The 24,146-nt window shown below is 33.4% G+C and carries 22 protein-coding genes; 2 read left to right on the forward strand and 20 right to left on the reverse strand.

The genetic code is table 11. The annotated features are described in order from the left end of the window. Positions 1–5: 5 nt before the first annotated feature. The 12 genes from BX659_RS01355 to glnA form a co-directional block, all read right to left on the reverse strand. The gene (locus BX659_RS01355; RefSeq protein ID WP_097017362.1) at positions 6–1,016 is read right to left on the reverse strand and encodes a sodium:calcium antiporter; all 1,011 of its coding nucleotides are present in this window, start codon (positions 1,014–1,016) and stop codon (positions 6–8) included. A gap of 91 nt (positions 1,017–1,107) precedes the next feature. Next, a complete protein-coding gene (gene glpX / locus BX659_RS01360) occupies positions 1,108–2,094 on the reverse strand; it encodes a class II fructose-bisphosphatase (RefSeq protein WP_097017361.1) in 987 nt (328 codons plus the stop codon). Positions 2,095–2,269: 175 nt separating this feature from the next. Beyond that, on the reverse strand, positions 2,270–3,124 hold the full coding sequence (gene fba, locus BX659_RS01365) for a class II fructose-1,6-bisphosphate aldolase (RefSeq protein WP_097017360.1): 855 nt from the start codon (positions 3,122–3,124) through the stop codon (positions 2,270–2,272). A gap of 539 nt (positions 3,125–3,663) precedes the next feature. Further along, positions 3,664–4,305, reverse strand: coding sequence for a hypothetical protein (locus tag BX659_RS01370; protein WP_097017359.1), 642 nt, complete (start codon positions 4,303–4,305; stop codon positions 3,664–3,666). 119 nt (positions 4,306–4,424) lie between these two features. Beyond that, positions 4,425–5,162, reverse strand: coding sequence for a hypothetical protein (locus BX659_RS01375; protein ID WP_097017358.1), 738 nt, complete (start codon positions 5,160–5,162; stop codon positions 4,425–4,427). Between the two features lie 182 nt (positions 5,163–5,344). After that, on the reverse strand, positions 5,345–6,940 hold the full coding sequence (locus BX659_RS01380; RefSeq protein ID WP_097017357.1) for a CTP synthase: 1,596 nt from the start codon (positions 6,938–6,940) through the stop codon (positions 5,345–5,347). A gap of 188 nt (positions 6,941–7,128) precedes the next feature. Next, on the reverse strand, positions 7,129–7,284 hold the full coding sequence (locus BX659_RS01385; protein ID WP_097017356.1) for a XapX domain-containing protein: 156 nt from the start codon (positions 7,282–7,284) through the stop codon (positions 7,129–7,131). A gap of 206 nt (positions 7,285–7,490) precedes the next feature. Then, the gene (argS, locus tag BX659_RS01390; RefSeq protein ID WP_097017355.1) at positions 7,491–9,158 is read right to left on the reverse strand and encodes an arginine--tRNA ligase; all 1,668 of its coding nucleotides are present in this window, start codon (positions 9,156–9,158) and stop codon (positions 7,491–7,493) included. A 1-nt stretch (position 9,159) separates the two neighbouring features. Further along, a complete protein-coding gene (locus BX659_RS01395) occupies positions 9,160–9,576 on the reverse strand; it encodes a DUF1934 domain-containing protein (RefSeq protein WP_097017354.1) in 417 nt (138 codons plus the stop codon). A gap of 111 nt (positions 9,577–9,687) precedes the next feature. Next, entirely contained in the window at positions 9,688–10,095 is a 408-nt protein-coding gene (locus BX659_RS01400) for a hypothetical protein (RefSeq protein ID WP_097017353.1), read from the reverse strand. Positions 10,096–10,137: 42 nt separating this feature from the next. After that, positions 10,138–10,590, reverse strand: a complete 453-nt coding sequence (locus BX659_RS01405; RefSeq protein WP_097017352.1) for a DUF441 domain-containing protein — start codon at positions 10,588–10,590, stop codon at positions 10,138–10,140. Between the two features lie 224 nt (positions 10,591–10,814). Next, the gene (gene glnA / locus BX659_RS01410) at positions 10,815–12,146 is read right to left on the reverse strand and encodes a type I glutamate--ammonia ligase (protein ID WP_097017351.1); all 1,332 of its coding nucleotides are present in this window, start codon (positions 12,144–12,146) and stop codon (positions 10,815–10,817) included. A 458-nt stretch (positions 12,147–12,604) separates the two neighbouring features. Here glnA and BX659_RS01415 point away from each other — a divergent pair, with 458 nt between their 5' ends. Next, positions 12,605–14,104, forward strand: coding sequence for an amino acid permease (locus BX659_RS01415; RefSeq protein WP_097017350.1), 1,500 nt, complete (start codon positions 12,605–12,607; stop codon positions 14,102–14,104). A gap of 185 nt (positions 14,105–14,289) precedes the next feature. Then, a complete protein-coding gene (locus BX659_RS01420; RefSeq protein WP_097017349.1) occupies positions 14,290–15,951 on the forward strand; it encodes a methyl-accepting chemotaxis protein in 1,662 nt (553 codons plus the stop codon). 26 nt (positions 15,952–15,977) lie between these two features. Here BX659_RS01420 and BX659_RS01425 read toward each other — a convergent pair whose 3' ends face one another. The 8 genes from BX659_RS01425 to BX659_RS01460 form a co-directional block, all read right to left on the reverse strand. Continuing rightward, complete coding sequence (locus BX659_RS01425; RefSeq protein WP_097017348.1) at positions 15,978–16,466, reverse strand: FxsA family protein; 489 nt, start codon at positions 16,464–16,466, stop codon at positions 15,978–15,980. A 129-nt stretch (positions 16,467–16,595) separates the two neighbouring features. Further along, positions 16,596–18,302 (reverse strand): phosphoenolpyruvate--protein phosphotransferase, encoded by a 1,707-nt coding sequence (ptsP, locus tag BX659_RS01430; protein ID WP_097017347.1) that lies wholly within the window; start codon positions 18,300–18,302, stop codon positions 16,596–16,598. Positions 18,303–18,319: 17 nt separating this feature from the next. Continuing rightward, the gene (locus tag BX659_RS01435) at positions 18,320–18,583 is read right to left on the reverse strand and encodes an HPr family phosphocarrier protein (RefSeq protein ID WP_097017346.1); all 264 of its coding nucleotides are present in this window, start codon (positions 18,581–18,583) and stop codon (positions 18,320–18,322) included. A gap of 320 nt (positions 18,584–18,903) precedes the next feature. Next, the gene (locus BX659_RS01440; RefSeq protein WP_097017345.1) at positions 18,904–20,934 is read right to left on the reverse strand and encodes a sigma 54-interacting transcriptional regulator; all 2,031 of its coding nucleotides are present in this window, start codon (positions 20,932–20,934) and stop codon (positions 18,904–18,906) included. 33 nt (positions 20,935–20,967) lie between these two features. Further along, positions 20,968–21,741: an IclR family transcriptional regulator gene (locus BX659_RS01445; protein WP_097017344.1), complete on the reverse strand. Its 774-nt coding sequence runs from the start codon at positions 21,739–21,741 to the stop codon at positions 20,968–20,970. A gap of 112 nt (positions 21,742–21,853) precedes the next feature. Continuing rightward, entirely contained in the window at positions 21,854–22,585 is a 732-nt protein-coding gene (locus tag BX659_RS01450; protein ID WP_097017343.1) for an NAD+ synthase, read from the reverse strand. 288 nt (positions 22,586–22,873) lie between these two features. Next, entirely contained in the window at positions 22,874–23,332 is a 459-nt protein-coding gene (locus BX659_RS01455) for a hypothetical protein (protein ID WP_097017342.1), read from the reverse strand. 125 nt (positions 23,333–23,457) lie between these two features. After that, positions 23,458–23,976 (reverse strand): ECF transporter S component, encoded by a 519-nt coding sequence (locus BX659_RS01460; RefSeq protein ID WP_097017341.1) that lies wholly within the window; start codon positions 23,974–23,976, stop codon positions 23,458–23,460. Between the last annotated feature and the right edge of the window lie 170 nt (positions 23,977–24,146).

Raw genomic sequence — 24,146 nt, forward strand, 5'->3', positions numbered from 1 at the left:
CCTCTCTAAAAATTAATTCCCAATTTAAAAAGCAAATATACTCCAAAAAGATAAACTCCTGTTATTGCAATAGAGTCCCAACCTACCGTTAAGAAAGTCTTTTTGGAACGATAAAAGAGACCAATTACTGCAATTCCACTCAATATTAGCCCTAAAGTAGCTGTTATAGTATGGTTTAAAGATACCACAGACAATATAGAGCCTTCCTTATAAAATATATCTGCTACTAAAATGATTACCATATTAAATATATTACTTCCAAAAACATTTCCTACAGCAATATCATAAGCATTGATTCTAATTGCTGATATAGAAGCAACTACTTCAGGCAATGAAGTTGCTGCTGCAACTAAAATACTACCCATAAAGGTTGCATCAAGTCCACTTATCTTAGCAATTTTATCTGCTGAGGATGATAGATATATACCAGAAATTATTATAAATATAGCGGCAACAGCAAAACCTATTATCGCCTTCTTCAATGATGTACCATCTTCTATTAACTCTTCTTCAAGCTCATCCTCTAACCTATTCTTCTTCTCATAACGGAATATTAAACGTGCTCCAATTATATAAGTCAAAAAAATTACAATAGCACCTAAACCTACTCCAAATAACTCTACATGAAAATCACTTAATTTATTAACTAAGATAAACAAAGTAGCAAATCCAGCTAATAACATTCCTAATAATGCAGATAAGATATGTTTAGAATGAACCCTAAGCATAAATGGGCCTGCCCCATGTATTAAATCTACTAAAGCCAGAATCATTAGATTAAAGGTATTACTTCCAAAAACATTTCCTATTGCAATATCAGGAGCACCTATAAAAGATGCCGTACCACTACTAACCACCTCAGGCAAAGATGTGGCACCTGCTACTAAAATACTTCCTACTAAAGCTTGCCCTAATCCTGTTTTATCAGCAATAACATCACCATAATCTGATAATTTAGTTCCAGCAATTATTATGACTGTTGCTGATATTAAAAAGATAATCCATAATTCTAACAACTCTACTCCTCCTATTTGTCAATAAGTTACTGTTTTTCATTATCTAAGAAATTCACCATTAATTATATCATTTTATCTATCAATCAGTCAATTAAAATTCCTGATCAAAGGGTAAAGGCTTTTGGTCTAAACAGTGAATTGCTTCAACCAATCTCATAGTTCCTGTCTTAGAACGCATAACTAAAGAGTGAGTAATAGCATTATTTTCTTGGAATCTAACCCCTTTTAGCATCTCACCATCAGTAACTCCAGTAGCTGAAAAGATAATCTCATCACCAGCAGCCAAGTCTTCTAACCTCAAAGCCTCATTCACATTATCAATTCCCATCTCCTTAGCCCGCTCTATCTCTTCATCATTTCTAGGAATCAATCTAGCCTGCATATCTCCACCTATACATTTTAATCCAGCAGCTGCTAATACCCCCTCAGGAGCACCACCAATCCCCATCATTATATCTACCCCTGTATCAGGTAATGCAGTAGCTAAAGCACCAGCTACATCTCCATCTTTAATTAACTTAATTCTAGCTCCAACCCTCCTTACCTGCTCTATCAATCCATCCTCTACACGGTGACGAGGCTTATCTAAAATTACTACTGTAATATCTTCAATAGCCTTACCCTTTGCCTTAGCAACAGCTTTAATATTTTCTTCTACAGAAGCATCGATATCAATTGCTCCTTTAGCATCTGGACCTACAGCAATCTTATCCATATACATATCTGGAGCATGTAAAAGAGATCCATGTGAAGCTACTGCTAAAACTGACAAGGCATTAGGTCGCCCTTCTGCAATAATAGTTGTTCCTTCTAAAGGATCTACTGCTATATCAACTTTAGGAACCTCCCCCGCTCTAGTTCCAATCTTCTCACCAATGTATAGCATAGGAGCCTCATCAATCTCTCCTTCTCCAATAACTACCTCTCCATCTATATCTATAGTATCAAACATTCCTCGCATAGCATCTACTGCTGCTTGGTCTGCAGAGTCTTTATCTCCTCTGCCCATCCATCTTGCTGAAGCAAGGGCTGCTGCCTCTGTTACTCTAACAAATTCAATTGCCAATTCTCTTTGCATTATCTATTATCCCCCTTATTATTGATAAATTATTAATTAATTTATAAAATTCCATCTAATTGAAATAATATAAAATTATATACATTAGACGTATAACTTTTATTATTTTTAAACAGAAAAAAGGGGCAGAACAAATTCTGCACCTTTTTGAAAAAATAGTATATATTTTTGTAAATTAAGCTTTATTAGCACTACCAAAAGTATCGATTTTCTCTTTAGCAGCTTCAATAATTCCAGCTTTACCTGGTCCAATGATTTTACGTGGGTCATATACTTTTGTATCATTTGCGATTACCTCACGTACAATCTTTGTCCAAGCTTGTTGGAATTCAGTATTTACATTAATTTTACAAGTTCCACAGCTGATTGCTTTTTCAATATCAGCAGTTGGAATACCAGTTCCTCCATGTAATACTTGAGGAATATCAGCAAGACTTCTGATTTCTGCCATTTCATCAAAACCTAAATCAGGTTCTCCCTCATAAGGACCATGCACAGAACCTAATGCTGGCGCTAATGCATCGATACCAGTCTTTTCAACTAGCTCTTTACATTCTTGAGGGTCAGCATATTTAATGCCTCCAATTATACCATCTTCTTCTCCACCTACAGTACCTAATTCTGCTTCAACAGATGCACCATTTGCATGTGCATAGTCAACTACTTTCTTAGTAGTAGCAATGTTCTCTTCAAGTGGATGATGAGATGCATCAATCATAACAGATGTAAATCCAGCGTCAATTGCTGCTTTACAGCTTTCAAAGCTTGTTCCATGGTCTAAGTGAAGTGCAACAGGGATAGTAATGTCCATATCTTCTAATAAACCTGCTACCATATTTACTATGGTTTTGAATCCACCCATGTAACGCCCAGCACCTTCAGATACTCCTAAGATAACAGGTGATTTCTTAGCTTCACAAGCCTCTAAGATAGCTTGAGTCCACTCTAAATTATTGATATTAAACTGTCCTACTGCATACTTCTCTTCTTTTGCTTTGTTCAACATGTCAGTCATTGATACTAATGCCATAATCTTATAACCTCCTTAAAATTTTCAATACTTATTATTCCATAAAGAAGAACAAAAATCCTTCTTTAGTTTCAGTTTTTTCGACATTTTTTGAAGAAGTAACCCGTATAAAAATAAATTTTATAGATACGATATGACTATAATATTTGGAACACTACCCTTACTAAGTAATATTAATCACAAGCCCTTCTAAACAAATGCCTTATGTAAAGTTTTTTAATATACTGATTATAATTATACACTCCTCTTATATTATGACTTATAATAAGTATAGAGTCAAACAATAATTAAAAATATATCAAATTAAATATCTTTTATAAAAAACTATTTCTAAATAAAATAGTATGTAAACTGTTAAAGAATTAAAATCGCAATAATAGCAAAATATATTATTTGGTGAGTAATCTATGAAATAAAATCTGTGAGCAATAAATAATCACTCAATGCCATTAACAACAGACTACCCACCCTTAACTACCAACTAATACAATTTCTTCTGTTCTTAATTATATCTCTTTCTAAAATCCATCTCTAATCTATTACAAATTTATTCCTTCTAAGGCACTTACTACACCTTCTAAAATTTTAATCTGCTTTATCTTCCTTAAAAATGCTAAATCCTCTTTAGTCTCTGCACTTATTCTAGTTACACCATGGCACCTATTGCAAGTTAATCTTATTTCACGAGGTAACATATCTATATCAATATCTGAACTTCCACATTGGCAGACCAATCCATTAGCTTCTGCAATATCATGTAGTTCATTTAAGACAGATAACATAATTTCAGGATTATTAAAATAATCCTCAAATTCCAGCTTATCTATCATTAACTTTAAATATTCTTCCTCTTGGTCTGCCAATCGCTTGACATCATCATAAGGTCCTAAATACCCTAGTTCGGCTCCATTATCTAAACATTTAATCTTTTTAACCCTGTTTGCCCAAAATTCCCCCTGGGTAAGTGAAACCCTGTGGGTAGATTCACAAACAACACAAATATATTCTAACCAATATTTTTTAGAACTACTCTTTCCAAATACTAGTTTAGTATATCCACAACCGCATTTTATTTCTAATCTATTTTTTCCAGAAAAATCAAAGATACTGATTTGATTTAATTCTAATTCTCCGCAAAGAGGACATCTCCAGGCCAGAGTAGCATTACATTGAAGTAACATTATTGGCTCCCCCTCCTTTCCACTCCTTCCTTGATAATTATTCTCTACACAGATAGTGAAATCCTTTTATATAAATAAAAATATTATTCAATAATGCTAAAATATCTTTCATAGATTCCTTATATACTCCTTGCCACTACAGTCCTTACATCTTGACCAATCTCTAACTTAATCCAGCTATATTCCATTAATGAATCTAAATCAATCTCTCCTGCTGTAGTGATTATTTTAGTAGCTTTATTTAAGGTATAAGTCTTGAAAGAAGGCTTTAATCTAGTACCTATATTAATAGTGATGCTGCGACTTTGATAGTCTATATCTGTTAGCATTCCACTGACTTCATAATGATATAAAACCAATTTATTTAGCCTATTCTCAACACCAAAGATGGCTATCCCTTTATCACCAACTCTTAATTCAGATAAATCAGCCTTAAAATTATTACGTATCAATTCTACCTCTGAATCTAATGTATATGTCACCTCTTCATCAGTATTTAAATTCTGCAAAATAATCGAATTTTTATTAATCTCCTTAACCTTGATATCAACTACACTATAAAAACTTGCTATTGCTACTATCTCTTTAGAGTTGTCTAAATCAACCTTGGCATACTGAAATGTATCAGGAGTAATTGGCCTTAAAGCCAATAAGGAAACCTTCCTATTGTTTAAAGAAAGCTCTGCATTTAACTTAACTTTATACTCTTTGATGCTATTGTCAGTACACTTTAGTAATATAGTATCTTGCTTTGCATTTACTGCAATTATCTCTCCAGTTATCTCCTTAGCCTCAACATTATTATTCAAAATAAGAACATTTAATAATATCATTAAAATTAATATAGCTCTTTTCATAATTATCTCCTCCATATATCTTTTGTTAGTAATATTATTGACATATTATTCCATGGATATACGCAAGAAAATAAATTTATTTATAAGACAATGACGAGTAAAGAGTAAAAAGTAATTAGCAATAATAAAAATATGCATTCAAATAAAAAAAGCGAGAAGATTCTCGCTTTTAATAATCAAAATTATTTAATTGTAGCTTCTACAAATCCTTTGAATAACGGATGGGGTCTATTTGGTCTAGATTTGAATTCTGGATGGAACTGGCTTGCTACAAACCAAGGATGTTCTGGGACCTCTATGATTTCTACTAATCTATCATCAGGAGATACTCCAGATAATAATAATCCCGCTTCAGTTAACTGCTTACGGAACTGATTATTAAACTCATATCTGTGGCGATGGCGTTCATAAATCACCTCTTCTTGATATAAGTCACGACTAATAGAATCCTTGGATAATTTACAAGGGTATAAACCTAATCTCATTGTTCCACCCATATCTTCAATATCCTTCTGCTCTGGCATCAAATCAATTACTGGATACTCTGTATCGATAAACTCAGCACTATGAGCATTATCTAATCCACAGACATTACGAGCAAATTCAATTACTGCACATTGCATACCTAAACAGATTCCTAGGAAAGGAACCTTGTTCTCACGAGCATAACGAATAGCCTCTATCTTTCCTTCTACACCTCTATCTCCAAATCCACCTGGAACTAAGATACCATCTACATCAGCTAAATGACTATCGGCATTACCCTCTTCAATATCCTCTGAATGAACCCACTTAATTTCAATCTCTGCATCATTACTAATACCTGCATGCTGTAATGATTCAGAGATACTTATATAGGCATCCTGTAGCTCTACATACTTACCTACAATTGCAATAGTAGTCTTCTTATCAAAATTCTTCATTGTACTAACAATCTTCTTCCATTCTGATAGATTAGGCTCAGATACCTTAGAACGAAGTCCTAATTTCTTTAGAGCAATTCTAGCCAATCCTTCTTCTTCCATAATTAATGGTAACTCATAAATACAACTAGCATCTTTAGCTTGGATAACAGCATCTTTATCAATATCACAAAACAGTGCAATCTTCTCTTTAACCTCTTTAGGTAATTCATGTTCTGTACGACAGACAATTACATCAGGCTGAATCCCTAGACTTCTTAGCTCTTTAACACTATGTTGAGTTGGTTTTGTCTTAAGTTCCCCTGCTGCTGCTAAGTAAGGAACTAAAGTACAATGTACATACATTACATTATCAGCACCAAAATCACTCTTACACTGACGAATAGCCTCTAAGAAAGGTAATCCTTCGATATCTCCTACAGTACCACCAATCTCTACTAAAGCAACGTCAATCTCCTTATCATCACCTAAACGCTTGATTCTAGATTTCATCTCATCAGTAATATGAGGTATAACCTGAACTGTTCCACCTAAATAATCCCCTCTACGCTCTTTTGCAAGTACTGTAGAATAGATCTGACCAGTAGTAACATTAGAATTTTGACTTACATCTATATCAATAAATCTTTCATAATGGCCTAAATCCAAATCAGTTTCTGCTCCATCATCAGTAACAAATACCTCACCGTGCTGATAAGGACTCATAGTACCTGGATCAACATTTATATATGGGTCTAGCTTCTGTACAGCAACCTTTAAACCTCTCTCTTTTAATAACCTTCCCAATGATGCTGCAGTAATTCCCTTACCTAAAGACGATACAACTCCTCCAGTTACAAAAATATACTTTGTCATACATTCTCCTCCTTTATATTAGTGTGAGCAATTAATCTAAAACTGAACAATAAGTAATAAAAGAGGTCACTACTTCTCACACTTACAAGCAACCCAACTTATTTGTCAGACGTCTATCTTGGCTTCTACCATATAAAAAGACTAGAAAATTTAGAGACAGTTACCCCTAATTTTCTAGCCTTTTTTCTTCACGTAAAAGACTTAATGAGTATAAACCCTAGATATATTCCTATAATTCCCAAAACTCCCGCTAAATTTGGTGGAGCAGGAATAGGTAGGTTCAAAAAGCCAAACAAAGCTCCCACAATCAATCCACTTATAGTTGCCATTAACATTTGATTCATAACTATTCCTCCTTAGATATTATTCTGTCCTTCTAAACTCCACCAAATTCGTAAATAGAAGCAAGTAACAAGTGAGCAGTGACGAGTAAAGCCTTTAAAGATATTTGACCCATTAATTATCATTTTATCAATTGACTTTAATTCAAATTATTCCTTCTTAACCTTTACTCATTACTCGTTACTTCTAACTCATCACTGCCTTTATATTACATGCTTTCTGGAGCTGATACTCCTAATAAGTTTAATACATTAAGCAATACCTGTTTAGTAGCTAAAACTAGAACTATCCTTGCTTCCAGCAAAGCTTTGTCTTCAATTAAGACATGACATTTATTATAGAATTTGTGGAAAGTAGCAGCCAAATCATAAGCATAACGGGCTATATGATGTGGTGCTCTACTCTCTGCACTTTTTGCTATCTCATTTGGGTAATCTGCTAACTTCTTAATCAAATCAATCTCAGCCTCATCAGTTAACGGGCTTAAATCTAAGCTAGTTGCTTGAGGTAAAACTATCTCCTCATTATTGAGTTGCTCTAGGATACTACAGATTCTAGCATGAGCATATTGAATATAGTAAACAGGATTATCACTAGACTCTTTTTTAGCCAACTCTAAATCAAAGTCTAGATGGCTATCGGTACTACGCATTACATAGAAGTACCTAGCAGCATCCTTTCCAACTTCCTTAATTACATCACGCATAGTAACAAAATTACCAGCACGCTTTGACATAGGTACCTGCTCACCATCACGTAATAGGGTTACAAGTTGGACTAAGATAACCTGTAAAGCCTCTCTATCATAGCCTAAAGCCTCAACTACTGCTTTCATTCTCTCAATATATCCGTGGTGATCTGCACCCCAAACATTGATAACCTCTTCAAAACCACGGTCATATTTATTCTTATGATAAGCAATATCAGCAGCTAAGTAGGTAGGAGCACCATCTTCTTTGATTACTACTCTATCCTTATCATCACCAAATTTACTAGAGTTAAACCATAATGCCCCATCTTTATCATAAATAAACCCAGATTCTTTAAAATCTGCAACAACTTCATTAATAGCATCTGGATGTAAAGTCCGCTCACTGAACCACTTATCAAACTCTATTCCAAAGCTAGCTAAATCATCTTCAATATTAGCTAATAATATCTGATAAGCACGCTCTCCAAAATAATCATAATTCTCTGCTTGAGCATCTTTTAAGTATTTATCATTCTCTTCATCAATAATCGTTTGAGCGATCTCCTTTATGTAATCACCTTGATAAGCATCCTCAGGAAATCCAACCTCTTCTCCCAATAGCTGTTGATATCTAATTGCAACAGACTTCCCTAAAAGATTCATTTGATTTCCAGCATCATTGATATAGTACTCCTTAATAACATCAAAGCCAGCAGCAGTTAGCAAGTTAGCCATTACATCTCCAACAACTGCTCCTCTACTATGACCTACATGAAGGGGTCCTGTTGGATTAGCACTTACAAACTCTACTTGTACCCTCTTATCTTGACCTACATTAACCTTACCATAATCTGCACCCTGTTTCTCAACCTCTATTAATACATCATATAACCATTGATTACTCAAAAAGAAATTGATAAAACCTGGTCCCGCTACTTCAACCTTCTCAATCAATTTTACATCAGCTAGGTTCTCTTTAATTATCTCAGCTATTTGACGCGGAGCCATCTTAGCTTGTCCAGCTAGAACCATAGCAATGTTTGTTGCAAAATCACCATGAGCTGAGTCACGTGGTACTTCTAGTTTAATCTTAGGTAGCTTCTCGATATTCAGCTCTTTTGCATTATTAATCGCCTGCTCTATCTCTGTTATCAATCTCTCCTCTAACTTTTGCACCAGAGCCATATTAATCCTCCTTATAAATTATATTTAACTGATTCTTGCTTATCAGCTCTTCTCCATTATATAATTGATAGCTTAGATCAATTACACCTTGAAAAAAATCTACATCTATATTCAATTCCTCTACCTCAACCTGAAAACTTAAAGTTCCATAAGGTGTATGATAATCAAAGTTATTCTGCTTATCAAGAACAAACTCCTGTATCATTCTTACTTGCCCTTGTCTAATTAAAGTTAATTCATCTTCTTTAATCTTTAAAGTAGTTTCGACACCCTTTAAGCCTTCCAAATCTTCTTTATATTTTAAGTAATAAATCCCCTTTTTATTATAAAGTAAACCTTTTGTCTTAAAAGCAATCTCATTCTTATCTAAACCTTCAAGCTGTGAACTATTAATTCTAATCTTTACCTCTTGCGGCAAGATACCAACCTCTTTCTATATTTATTAAGATTTAATAAATAACAATCATTTATCAAAATATTATAATACAACAATAATTAATTATACCTTCTAGCCCTAATTTTTTCAAGACTATAATTTAAATCCTTTTGCATAACGTTGACCAGCTTCTTTATCTGATAACTCTCTAAAATCCTTTACAACACACCCTAAAGATTCTAATTTATTCATTAAAATTTTGAGAGCTTTAGATTTTCCCCAAAATCTTTCTTGTACAAAAGCAACAACATCCTGTCCAGTAGTCATCTTAGCATTCTGTAAAAATAAATCTATCTTAGAATCTATCTTTCCTCCAAATAGCCCTAAATTAAAACTACCGACCATTACCAGATCATATCTACCAAAATAAATTTTAGCTGAATTCTTTGAAATAACTTCTCTATCTACTTTAACCCCTTGCTCTTCAAAACCTACCTTCAAGCCGTCTACTATATCAAGCATCTTCTCATCTTTAGAGTAAGCAATCAAGACCTTCTTCATCAAACTCCACTCCCTATTATAAATTTACTCCCCAATCTACCTTTATAAGAATAAAGAAATCAACTTATAAACAACTGCTGTAATCCCACTAGCAATTAAAGGCCCACTTGGAACACCTTTAAAGAAAGCAACACCTAAAATAACACCAGAAACCAAACTAACCGTTACAGTTGGCTGATTCTCCATCAACCATAGCCCTTCTCTAGTAAATTGAGTTACTAATACTCCCATAACTAGAGCTAAAATCGCAAGAGGATTTAATAGATTTTCTGTTATCCCTTCCAATTTTAAATCTCCTGTTGCCAAAGGAGTTAAGACCCCCAACATAATTAGAATAATGCCTATTTTAACACTATAGTTATCAATAATACTCAAAACTTGCTCTGCTTTAAGGAACCTGACAGCTAATAATACTATTCCAGAGATAATCAGAGAATTGTTCTTAGCAATCAGCCCCAAAACAGTTATTACTATTAATACTAAATTAATTTGCATTATTTAAACCCCTTTCGGTTCGTTAATTACTGCATCTATTATAACAGGTATTTAATGATTATTTAAGGGTTAATTAGTACTTATTATTGATTACTTACAAAGTAGTCACCATTACACTCATAAAAAATCAAAGATTTTTATGATATAATTGTGAATATATTCAAATAGAAAAAGCAGATTGCCTAGGCAATCTGCTTTAATCTTAGTTATTTTAATCAATTTGATTAAAATACGTTTAAGTATTGATCTAATTCCCATTGATGTACTTGAGTTCTATATACATCCCATTCAATCATTTTAGCCTCTACAAAATGCTCTACAACATGCTCTCCTAAAGCATCTTTAACTAAATCATCAGCTAATAATTCTTGAATAGCATCAAAAAGACTACCTGGAAGATTATCAATATCCGCTGCTTCTCTTTCAGCTGAAGTCATTTCAAAGATATCTTCAAGAACCTCTTTAGGTGGTTCAATTTGATTCTTAATTCCGTCTAATCCTGCTTTTAACATAACAGCAGTAGCTAGATATGGGTTAGCAGCTGGATCAGGGTTTCTCATCTCTACTCTAGTTCCTGCTCCACGAGCAGCTGGAATTCTAACTAAAGCACTTCTATTAGAAGCAGACCAAGCCAAATAAACTGGAGCTTCATATCCTGGTACCAATCTCTTATAAGAGTTAACAGTTGGATTAGTAATAGCTGCAATAGCCTTAGCATGCTTTAATAATCCACCTATGTAATAATAAGCCACTTGACTTAAACCTAACTTATCATTTTCATCATAGAATGCGTTCTTTCCATCTTTGAATAAAGATTGATTCATATGCATTCCAGAACCATTCTCTCCAAAGATTGGCTTTGGCATAAATGTAGCATGTAAATTATGCTCATTTGCAATAGCCTTAACTACAAATTTAAAAGTAGCAATATTATCAGCAGTCTTTAAGGCATCTTCATATTTGAAGTCAACCTCATGTTGTCCTGGAGCAACCTCATGGTGAGAAGCTTCCATTTCAAAGCCCATTTGTTCCAAAGCCAATACGATATCACGTCTAGTATTTTCACCTTTATCGATAGGACCTAAATCAAAGTATCCACCTTGATCATGAGTAATAGTAGTTGCTTCTCCTTCTTCATCTCTTTCAAATAAGAAGAATTCCGGTTCTGGTCCAACATACATTTGATAACCCATCTCGTCAGCCTCTTTTAAAGCTCTTCTTAATACGTTTCTTGGTCCTCCTTCAAATGGAGTTCCATCTGGCATATATACATCACAGATTAATCTTGCTACTGCACCATCCTTTGGTCTCCATGGAAATACCGTAAATGTATCATAATCCGGTTTTAAATACATATCAGATTCATTAATTCTAGTAAAACCATCAATAGATGAACCATCGAACATAATTTTACCATCTAATGCATCTTCTAATTGATTAACTGTAATCGCTACGTTTTTAATTACTCCTAGAATATCAGTAAACTGTAATCTGATAAACTTAACTTCTAACTCCTCAGCTTTTTTCAAAATATCTTCCTTAGTAAAGTTACTCATCGCTACTTCCTCCTTAGATTCTGTTTTATTTTTTTCTATCTTAACAGACAAGAGAATATATGTCAAGTTGATGTCAATGTTTTTAAAAATTTTTATTATCATTTTAAAATTCATACTTTAATCATCTAAACTAATACATTTTTAGCTATTAAGGCTAAAATAAATAATCTTCTAGTTATTAGCAAATGAAACTTAGATAATTGGGTTTAAAAATCAAAGATCTACTGCTATTTTATTTTGCTTGAAACCTATCAATAAATATTATATCTCATTAATTAGCCTTATATACAAACACTTTTTCACCTTTATCTAAATAACTAATTATTCAATCATTTTATATTCAAGAGTAATTAATAGTTATCTTTATAAATCAATAGCTTTCTATCACCTTTTAATAATCAAGGCTTAGTAGGATATACTATAGGATATAATCTAATTTTTATACAGGAGGTATTAATATGTCTAAAGAAGGTGAGTTATCAGTTTGGCATCTTACTATGCTGGCCCTTGGAACTGTAGTAGGCGGTTCCTTCTTTTTAGGATCAGCTATTGCTATTAGAACAGCTGGACCTGGTATAATAATCTCATATCTTTTGGTAGGAGTATTAGTTTATATTATACTAACTGCCCTTTCTGAGATGACTGTTGCAGAACAACTACCTGGCTCTTTTAGAACATATGCTGAACAAATGTTTGGTCCTTTAGTGGGATTTGTTGTAGGCTGGGTTTATTGGACTGGTCTGATTCTAGCTATGTCCAGTGAAGCTACAGCAGCGTCATTATTAATTAAATCTTGGCTACCAACAAGCTCCTTATCATTAACATCTATATTAATCATTATTGGAGTAACATTCTTAAACCTCTTAGGGGCTAAAATATTAACAACTTTAGAAAGTGGATTAGCCTTAATCAAACTATCAGCTATTGTAGCCTTTATATTAATAGGTATAGCACTTATCTTGGGATTAGTCCCAAATAAAACAGCTATTGGATTAGGTGCTTTAACCACTGAACCATTACTCCCTACTGGGATATCAGGGATTGCAGGCAGTATGCTAATAGTTATGTTCACCTATGCAGGTTTTGAAATGATTGGACTAGCTGCCTCTGAAGCAGAAGATGCTCGCTCTACCATTCCCCGTGCCATTAACTATACAGTATTAGGGTTAGTAGGACTATACTCTTTGGCTATTGTTGTACTGCTTCCTTTGATTCCAACGGCTGGACTAACAGAGGAAGTTGGACCTTTTGTTGCTGCTTTAAATAGAGTAGGGATTAATTGGGTTGCAAATATTATAAATATCATCTTAATTATAGCAATTTTATCGACAATGCTGGCAGCTATGTTTGGGCTAGGGAGAATGGTCAGATCTCTTGCTAAGGAGGGTTCTGCTCCTTCATGGCTTAAGGATAAAGGCGATATCCCTTTTCGCGGGATAATATTCTCTGGAATAAGTATGCTTGCAGGTGTAGGCTTAGCTTATATACTCCCTAGTGAAATTTATGTATTTTTAGTAAGCTCAGGAGGCTTTTCTTTACTCTTTGTCTATGTCATTATAATGGCTACCCATTATAAATTTAGAAAGAATAAGGGATGCCCACCATCAGGAAATTGTCAACTTAGAGGATATCCTACTACCTCTCTATTTGCACTATTTTTCTTAATAGCAATTATAGTTAGCATGCCTTTAGTTCCAGGACAAGGCTCAGGACTTATAGCAGGATTGTTACTTGTAGCTTTCTATAGCCTATCTTATATATTTATAAAAGTATATTCTTTAATCAAATCCAATGAAGAGATATCTCTTATAAAGCTATTAGGAATTGAAAAGCTGAATAAAAAAGAGAATACAAGGCAAAGAAATATGTCCATAAAATCTTTAAAACCAGCCACTAATTGGGAAGTATCAGAGGAGTTAGTAATAAACAAATCTGATACTAAAAAATCTAAACAATAAGATCTAAGACTCTTTTATCTAAACCCACCGAATAGCTGAAATATATCTCAGCTATTCATTTTTATTTTTTTGTATTTTATTTAAATTTATCCTTTGAAATAAAAGGTTTTTTTATAATAATGGTGAAAATATTACATACAATAATAAAAATTTCTATAATTTAAGAATAGGGGGGGACTTAATATATGATGATCTATCAAAAGCTAAATTTAAAAACTAAAATTTTACTCACTATGGTACTAACCTTTCTGCTAACAATCGGCTTTGTAGGGGGAATAGTTTATTATCAAATTAGTCAGTTGACTCAAAACGATAAAGACTTATTCAAAAATGTAGTTTTAGAAAAGGAAAAACAAGGGAGCAAATTTGCAGTTGAAACCATCGCTCAAAGTCTAAGTAAGTTTTATAATGAGAATAAGAATAAGATGTCTGAAGAAGAATTATTAAAAGAAATGAGAAAAATCTCAGAAGCAGTCCAATTTGGAGAAGCAGGATACTTCTATATGTATGATTATAAGGGAAAAGTTGTAGGTCATGGCGCTAATCAGTCCTTAGTAGGAAAAAATTTGTTGAATTTAACTAGAAAAAGAGCTGATGGAACAGATCAATATGTTATCAAAGATTTGGTTGAAGCCGCTAAAGAAGGCGGTAACTATGTTGTTTCACTCTGGGAACATCCAAAAACAGGAGAATTGGAAAAGAAATTCTTCTATGTCTCTCCAATTGAAGGTACAGATTATTGGATTGGAAGTGGAGATTATGAATCAATCATTAGTAAATATCTAGATAAACAGAATGGAAAAATAGATCAATTTAAATCAAATATTATAAAAATATTAATAATATCATTAATCTTGGTAATAGTAGTATCTACCTTTATCTCTGCTAGGTTCTCCAATTATTTATCTAAATTTGTTAAAAAAATACTAAATGGATTGAATGAGATGGCTAAAGGTAACTTTAATCACAAGTTAAATATTAATAGCCATGATGAGTTAGAGGAATTAAGTGTAACCTTTAATGAAAGTAATAAGAAGATCAGACATCTAATTAAAAAGGTTTCAGAATTAATTGAAGAGTTATCGGCTTATAGTGAAGAGTTATCATCAGCCACTGCAGAAGAGAATTATATCACCGATAAATCTGTAGATACAATTACCAATATAATCAATAATATTGAATCAATTTCAATAAATAGTCAGGAAATTTCCTCATTATCAGAGCTTGCTACCTCTCAAACTGAAACAGGAAATGATAATTTAAAAGATGCTATTAAACAAATTAATGAAATTAATCATTCTATCAACTATAGTGTAGAGCTTATCCAAAATTTAGATAAAAACTCTAAAGAGATTGGTAAGATAATTGATTTTATCACAAACATAGCCGAACAGACTAATTTATTAGCTTTAAATGCCGCAATTGAGGCTGCTCGCGCTGGAGAGGCTGGACAAGGCTTTTCAGTTGTAGCCGATGAAATTAGGGATTTAGCTGAAAATACTAGTGAAGCTACAGATAAAATCTCTAAACTAATTAAGGAGACACAGCAGAATTCTCAAAAAAGTTTAGACTCAATTATTAATATTTCTAAAAAAGTAGAGCTAGGTAATCAACTTATTGAAAAAGCAGGAGAATCCTTTAAGGAGATTCAAGACTCTATTAAACAGACCTCTTCTTCTATACAGAGTTCTTCCAGCTCTACTGAAGAGCTGACTAAAAAGAGCACTAATGTTAGTAATTCTATTATGGAAATTCAATCTATGTCTCAAAATATCAATAATTCTTCCCATGAATTAGCTGATATGGCTCAACATTTAACAGAATTAATGGAACAATTTGAAATTTAAAGAAGCTGGTATTATACCAGCTTCTTCTAATCTACCTCTTCATAATCTACATCTATTGAATCAGATAAATCTTCCCATTCATCATCTTCTTGATGTTTAACCTCAGAGTAATTACTCCCCTTATGCTGCTGACTAAAAGAGCTATGACGCTGATTAATATGCACCTTAAATTTACTCTTCACTATATCACTAATCATGTTTCTAGTAATGGGTATAATCAGCATAAAACCACTGATATCAGTCAATAGCCCTGGAGTTAATAGCATTACTCCTCCAATTAGGATTAACAGCCCTTCAATTAAACTATCAGCAGGCAATTTTCCCCTATCTAGTGAACTTTTAATCTTAGTTATTATCATAAATCCTTGCTGACGAGCTAAACTGACACCTATTACTCCAGTTAAAGCCACTAAAGCTAATGTAGGCAAGGGACCTATATACCCACCTAAATTAATCAATATTGATAATTCAACCATAGGAACTATAGTAAATAGTAATAATAACCTTAAAAACATAATGGTCACCTTCTTATTATAAGTTATTACCTATCATTATATCGTGATTAAATAGAATATACAAAATAATTATAAAAAAGCAACTGCCTGCACAGTTGCTTTTTGAGGAGTAATTCTAAAATTGTATGTTTATATATTACTTAAAAAAGCTTCAACTTCCTCAGCAGTTGAGAAGGTCAATGCTTTTTGAGCAATCTCTTTAGCTTCTTCTAAAGTCATATTTCTAATCTGATCTTTAACCTCTGGAATAGAAACTGCACTCATACTAAATTCATCTAATCCTACTCCTAGAAGGTAAGGTGCTAATCTCTTATCTCCTGCCATCTCTCCACACATTCCTGCCCAATTACCTTCAGCATGAGCTGCTTCTACAACACGTTTGATTAAACGTAGTAATGCTGGATGGAATGGTTGATATAGATGGGAAATATTCTCATTCATTCTATCAGTAGCAGTTGTATATTGAATTAAATCATTAGTACCAATACTAAAGAAATCTGTCTCTTTAGCTAAGATATCAGCTATCATTGCTGCTGCTGGAATCTCAATCATCATTCCAACCTCAAGATTTTCATTAAAATCGATATTTTCAGACTTCAACTCTACTTTAACTTCTTCCAAAATCTCGTTAGATGCTCTTAATTGCTCTAATGCCGAAATCATTGGATACATAATCTTCACTTCTCCATAGGCACTAGCTCTTAAAATAGCTCTTAATTGAGTTTTGAAGATATCTGTTCTATCTAAGCAGATTCTAATAGCTCTATAACCAAGGAATGGATTCATCTCTTCAGGTAAGTCTAAGTATGATAACTCCTTATCCCCACCGATATCCAAAGTTCTGATTACAACTGGACCTTCCATCTTCTCAGCTACCTCTTTATAAGCCTCAAATTGCTCTTCCTCAGTAGGAAAAGAGTCTCTGTCCATATATAAGAACTCACTACGGAATAGTCCAATACCTTCAGCACCATTAGTTAGAGCACCTTTAACATCTTTAGGAGTCCCTATGTTAGCTACTAACTCGACTCTATGTCCATCTTTAGTCTCTCCAGCTAAATCTTTAAGCTCAGCCAATCTAGCCTTTCTCTGCTCATACTCTTTAGCTTTATTATTATATGAAGCCAATTGATCATCGCTAGGATTAATGATAATATTACCATCTACCCCATCAACGATAATTTGGTCTCCATTTTCTACTATATCTAAAATCTCACTTACTCCAACCACAGCAGGTAACTCTAAAGAGCGTGCCATAATTGCAGTATGAGAAGTTCTACCTCCAATTTTTGTAGCAAAACCTAAAACCTTATCTTTATTAACTTGAGCCGTATCAGAAGGAGTCAAATCATCAGCAATTAATACTACCTCATCATCTAAAGCAGCTAAATTTACACTATCTATCCCTAATAAATTCTTTAAAATTCTACTTCCTACATCACGGATATCACTTGCTCTTTCCTTCATATAATCATTATCCATGTTTGCAAATAAAGTAGCAAACTGCTCTACAGTAGCATCTAAAGCTGCCTCTGCATTTATCTTTTCATTCTCAATTTTATTTTCAACAGCCGAAATCAATTCTGGATCTGCTAATACCAATAAATGGGCTTGGAAGATCTCAGCTTTATCATTTCCCATCTCTCTTTCAACTTTATCTTTAATAACCTGTAATTGTTCTTTAGAACTTTCCAAGGCATCATGTAACCTTGCTTTTTCACCTTCTACATCTTCAATTGTCTTCTTTTGATAATCAAGGTTCTCCTCTTCTAAGATTAAAACCTTACCAATTGCTATTCCTGGAGAAGCTGCTGTCCCCATTAGCTCTTTACTCATTACTGTCAGCCCCTTTCTTATTCTCCAAAACCACTTTCTAATAACTCAACCAATGCATTAACTGCGTCTTGAGCATCTTCGCCTTCTGCTTTGACAGTAACCTCAGTACTCTTACTAACACCTAAACTCATAATTCCCATGATACTTTTAGCATTAACTTCATTTCCATCTTTTCCAAGAGTAACCTCAGCACCATACTTATTAGCTAATTGAACAATCATAGATGCTGGACGTGCATGAATACCTGTCTCATTTTTAATTACAACTTTTTTCTCTACCATTTCAATACCTCCAAATAATTTATATTTTAAATTTAAAAATTTTAACAAAATTATATTTATGGTCATACACTAATTATTTAATGCAAGTTTCATGCCAAAGTACTAAAAATAGATCTATTTGTTTGAAAAAAGATATAAAAAAGAGTATATTTGAGAATTGATTAGAGAAAGCTATATATTTATAAATAATAAATACCAAAGATCATAAATAAGCAAATAACATCTTAAAAATGTTCTAAAATCAAAGTATATAATTTTTCTCGATCTAATAAAATGATTTAGTTGATACTTTTTACCAACCTTCCGTTCTTTTTTACCAACTAATCCTTGACCAACCCATACTTTCTAGCTTTAGCAGCTACCGTTTTATGAGTAACTCCTAAAACTTTACCAGTAGCATTAAAACTCTTATATTTATCCAAAGCTCTCTTAATAATTTCTCGTTCATATTCTTCTATACTAGCTATTTCACCGGCAGAAGTAAGATTGATTAAAGACCTTTGATTATTATAATTATTTCTTATATAATCAGGTAAATCATCAATAGTAATCTCCTGACTATCGGTAAAATTAATTCCCCTTTCAACTATATTCTGCAACTCCCTAACATTACCAGGCCAGGAATAGTTAGTTAATATTTCTAAAGACTCTTGGGAAATAGTATCAACTCTCTTATTTAGCCTTTCCGATAGTTTATCTAAAAAATGATTAACCAGCAGAGGAATGTCATCCTTTCTCTCCCTTAATGGCGGTAGGATAATAGGTATGACATTTAAACGGTAATATAAATCTTCTCTGAAATTATTTTCTTGAATCATCTCTTCTAAATTTCGATTGGTAGCTGTAATCACCCTGATATCAACAGAGACTCTCTCTATTCCTCCAACCCTTTCAAATTCTCTCTCCTGTAATACTCTTAATAATTTAACCTGTAATCCAACAGATAATTCCCCAATCTCATCTAAAAAGATAGTACCACCATCAGCAAGTTCGAATTTACCAATCTTTTTATTAATAGCACCAGTAAAGGATCCCTTTTCATGTCCAAAAAGTTCACTCTCTATCAGATTAGAAGGAATAGCTGCACAATTAACTCTGATAAAAGGTTTCTCCTTTCTATTGCTAGCATAGTGAATCGCTTCAGCAACCAACTCCTTGCCAGTGCCACTTTCACCTCTAATTAAAACTGTCGATGTCGTCTCAGCCGCTTTAGATGCTCTAACTAAAGAATCCTTTAAAACTCCACTTCTTCCAATGATCCTTTCAAAAGAAGAATCTAGCTCCCTTTCTCTCTTCAATTCCTGCTCCAAATATTCTGCTTTAGCAGATAGTTCTTTTAAACGATCAGCCAACTTCTCTATCTCTATCTTCTTCTTTGCTACTAAAACAGCCCCTTCAATCTCTCCATCAACCTGTATTGGATAAATGTTAAAGATAATAACTAGATCCTTATCCTTCTCTGTTACAACACCTGTTATACTCTCACCAGTCTCTAAGACCTGCTGATAAGCCTTGTCCTGATTAATCTCTTCTAACTTCTGACCAACTACACTATCTATATCTATATCTAACATCTTAGCATAGGTTGAATTTAGATATTCGATAGCTCCTTCCTTATTTACAACACAAATCCCATCCTGTACCGATTCTAAAATTAAATGAAGCCTCTCTTTTAATGCCCTTACCTCTTTTAATTCTCCTGATAACCTTTCTAAAGTGGAAATATCCTGAAAGACAGCAATTGCTCCTATAATATTGCCATTGGAGAATATCGGATTTCTATTGGTAACAATAGTAGCATTATTAATCTCTTGCCTCTTACCTAGCTCAGCTTGACCAGATTTAATTATCTCTTTGAGCTTAGAGTTATAGATAACAGAATTTATATCTTCACCAATTACCCTATTGGCCGATAATCCTATAATTTTTTCAGCAGCAGGGTTGAAACTAGTGATTATCCCTTCTTGGTCGACAACAATTACACCATTAGCAATATTATTAAAGACCTTATCCATAGTTAAAGTAGTCTCTTGAAGAACCTGATCAATCTCATCCCTTGTCTGTTTATCCTCCAAATCGAACTTACCTTTTAAAAAATCTGCAAATTTAACTATAGACTTATCAGCATTATCACCTTTGCTGACTAATACCATCTTATCTCCATACTTTATATTACTAGAAATAACCGAAATCAAGCTCGTTGCTGGAAGAAGATCATCTTCATTTCTACCTATAAATAATTTATCTTTGTATTTATTCTGAAGTTGAATAGATTCACGAACTATTAAAGCCGCCACTCTAGCATGCAATCCCTTTTCATGTTCAAAAATCAATATTTCTTTTCTTACCATTTAATTTTCCTCCATATACAAAGTATTATACAATTAGCCTTTAACTCTTATGCTGCCGATATTTTTGGAAATCTCTATAGCCTTACTTGTTACTAATGGAATTAATTTATTATATAGAAACTTATCAGTAATTCTAATGTTTGGACCAGAGACACTGATAGCTGCTATTACTTCTCCATCACCATTCTTAATAGGTGCTGCTACACACCTAACCCCTTCTTCCATCTCCTCAAAATCAATGGCATAACCCTGTACTTTAATCTGCTTTAAATTCTCTTTCAACTCTTCAACCTCGGTGAGGGTCTCAGAGGTAAACTGGGTCAATTCCATCCCCTTTAACATCTTATCTAACTCCCTTTCATCTAAATGGGCCAATAAGACCTTTCCTGCTCCCAAAGAATGAGCAGGCCCCTTGCTTCCAATATTAGCAAACATTCTGACCAAATTAGTTGATTCAACTTGATCAATATACACAACCTCACCTCGGTCTAAAATAACGAGGTTAGCAGTTTCATTACATTCATCTACAATCTCATTTAGATAAGGACGAACTATAGCCTTCAAATCTAAAGAATCCTCTAATAAACTCACAATCTCAAAGATACGCACCCCCAACTTATACCTACCAGTCTCTTCTTTTGCAACAAAACCCCTATATATTAATGTATTTAACAGCCTATGTACAGTACTAATATTCAAATCTACCTCTTCACTAATCTCACTTAAATTCATCGATTGATTCTCTTCAATTAACAATTCTAAGATCCTTAATGCTCTATCCACTGATTGAACTAATGCCTGGGCCATCTTTAAACCTCCATTTTTATAATATGAAAATATTATAACATATTTATCATAATATGAAAAGAAAATAGGAGTGAACATTTTGTTCACTCCTATAAAAATCAATATGTATTATTTAAAATGAAGGAATAGGTATACTCTTTAGCTTATGGGCATTCTTAGCAGCCAAATCATCAACAACTTCTTTAACTCTAGGTTCTGCTTCCCCTGTTAAGATATACTTATCCAATTCTTCATAACTAATCCCCATTTCAGATTCATCAGTCTGTCCACCCCATAGTCCAGCCGATGGAGCTTTGCTAATAATCTGCTCTGGAATTCCTAAAAGTCTAGCTACTTCTCTAACCTCTAATTTAACTAAATTACCTAAAGGTGCGATATCAATACCACCATCACCAAACTTGGTAAAGTAACCAACCTTCAACTCACTTCTATTATCAGTACCTACTACCAAACTATTATTGATACTAGCATGATAATAGAGGGTAGTCATTCTCAGTCTAGGTTTAATATTAGCAACAGCCATGCTCTTCTCTACATCAGCCTTACCTTCAATTGATTCTAGTAACTGATCGAAGGTAGAGCCTAGCTCAACTACCTTATAAGGAATATCAAATTTTTCAGCTACCGCCTTAGCATCCAAAGCATCTTGTGGATTACTATAACAAGGCATAATCAGACCTAAAGTATTATCTGGAAAAGCCTTCTTACATAAGGTAGCCGTTACTGCTGAGTCAATACCACCACTTAAGCCAACTACAGCTCCACTACATCCTGCCTCTGTTACCCTATCTCTAATCCATTCTACCAACTGCTCAATAATTAAATTATAATCTTTTTCTAACATTTTTTCTCCTCCAAACCTATAAATAACTATTATATTGTAACCGTACTCTTATTTAATTAATTATAACACAGATAGAATAATTTTCAAAAGTTAAACTATAAATTTATAGTCAATAATCTACTAATAATGGCTATTTAACAGCTTTTCTGAGAATAATTATATTTATATCAGTTTGATCTAAGTTTAAGGTTAAGTTTAATCTACTATCTACTTTATGCTCTTAAATCTACTCAACCTTAAACTCAACTTAATCCTTCCTAAATCACACTCCATAAATCATTGATAATATCAAATAAATGGACTACTAACCCAATCAATAAATAATAATGTAGGAAGAACCTCTTCATCATCTAAATCATAAGAAAAATCAAAGGAATTATGTAATTTAATTTCAATTACCTTATCATCATGATATAAAAAATTAATCTCATCTTCTTTTTTGAAAACCCGAAAATCAGCTTTATTTATTTCCAGAGCCAACTCTTGGTCATTTTCAGCCCCTGGTACATAAAGTTTATATTCTACCATCACCAACATTAATTTATGCTCTAAGTTTACTGCTTTTAAGAAAGGTATCGGCTTAGAAATCCCATGGGGATAGGTAGCATTACGGATTTGAGGAACAACACAATCTAATAAAACTCCATATCCTTTAGCAGAAATTAAACTATTGAATAAATTAGTAACTTCTTCATAATTAATCTCTTTGCCATAATTATTGTTTTTACTGGTATAAAACTTGCTCATTCTCCTACCTCCTTTTTATTAGAATACCATAAAACAATTATTTTGATTAATAATTTTTCACTTTAAATAGAAAAAGAGAAGGAACTATCTTCCTCCTCTTGATATCCACTATTAAATTGTTAGTCTTAAGCCACTAAACGAGATTTTTGTATTCCCTTGGCAATAGCTACAGTAATCAACACTGCAATTATAACCTCTGGAATCCCATGAGTAACAGCAATAGTAGCTGCTGTCTCCCAGTTAGGTAAATAACCTCTGACTACTCCTAAGGATAATACACCAATAGTATTGGTTAAAGTACCAACTATAGCCGCTATACTTGTTCCCATTAGATTATTCTTAACAGCCCTATAACCATATGCAGCAAATACACCAATCAATACTCTTGGAAGAATAGCTATTATCGGGTCTGAAAATAATGCTGCACCACCACGTAAAAAACTGAATAAGCCAAATATTAAGCCCACAGATCCTCCTACTAAAGGTCCTTCCATAATCGCTCCAATAATAACTGGAATATGCATAATAGTCGCTGCTCCTGCTGGAGTAGGGACTGGGATAAAGCCTAATGGCGTTGAGCCTAGTAATAAGGATATTCCTCCTAGTATTCCAGTTATCGTTAATTGTCTTACTGTAAACTTCATTAGTATTCCTCCTTAATTTTTAATGATTAATATCTGATAATTCCACTCATTGTAAATTGATACTTATCGCACAATGGGTATATTGCGACAGTTTTGCTACTAGCTTATAGCTACTGGTTATTAGCTAAGACCTTAAAAGCTAAAGGCTAGAAGCCAGCAGCGGATTTATC

It is taken from the genome of Orenia metallireducens (genome assembly GCF_003001995.1).
In the GTDB taxonomy this organism is placed as follows: domain Bacteria; phylum Bacillota; class Halanaerobiia; order Halobacteroidales; family Halobacteroidaceae; genus Orenia; species Orenia metallireducens_B.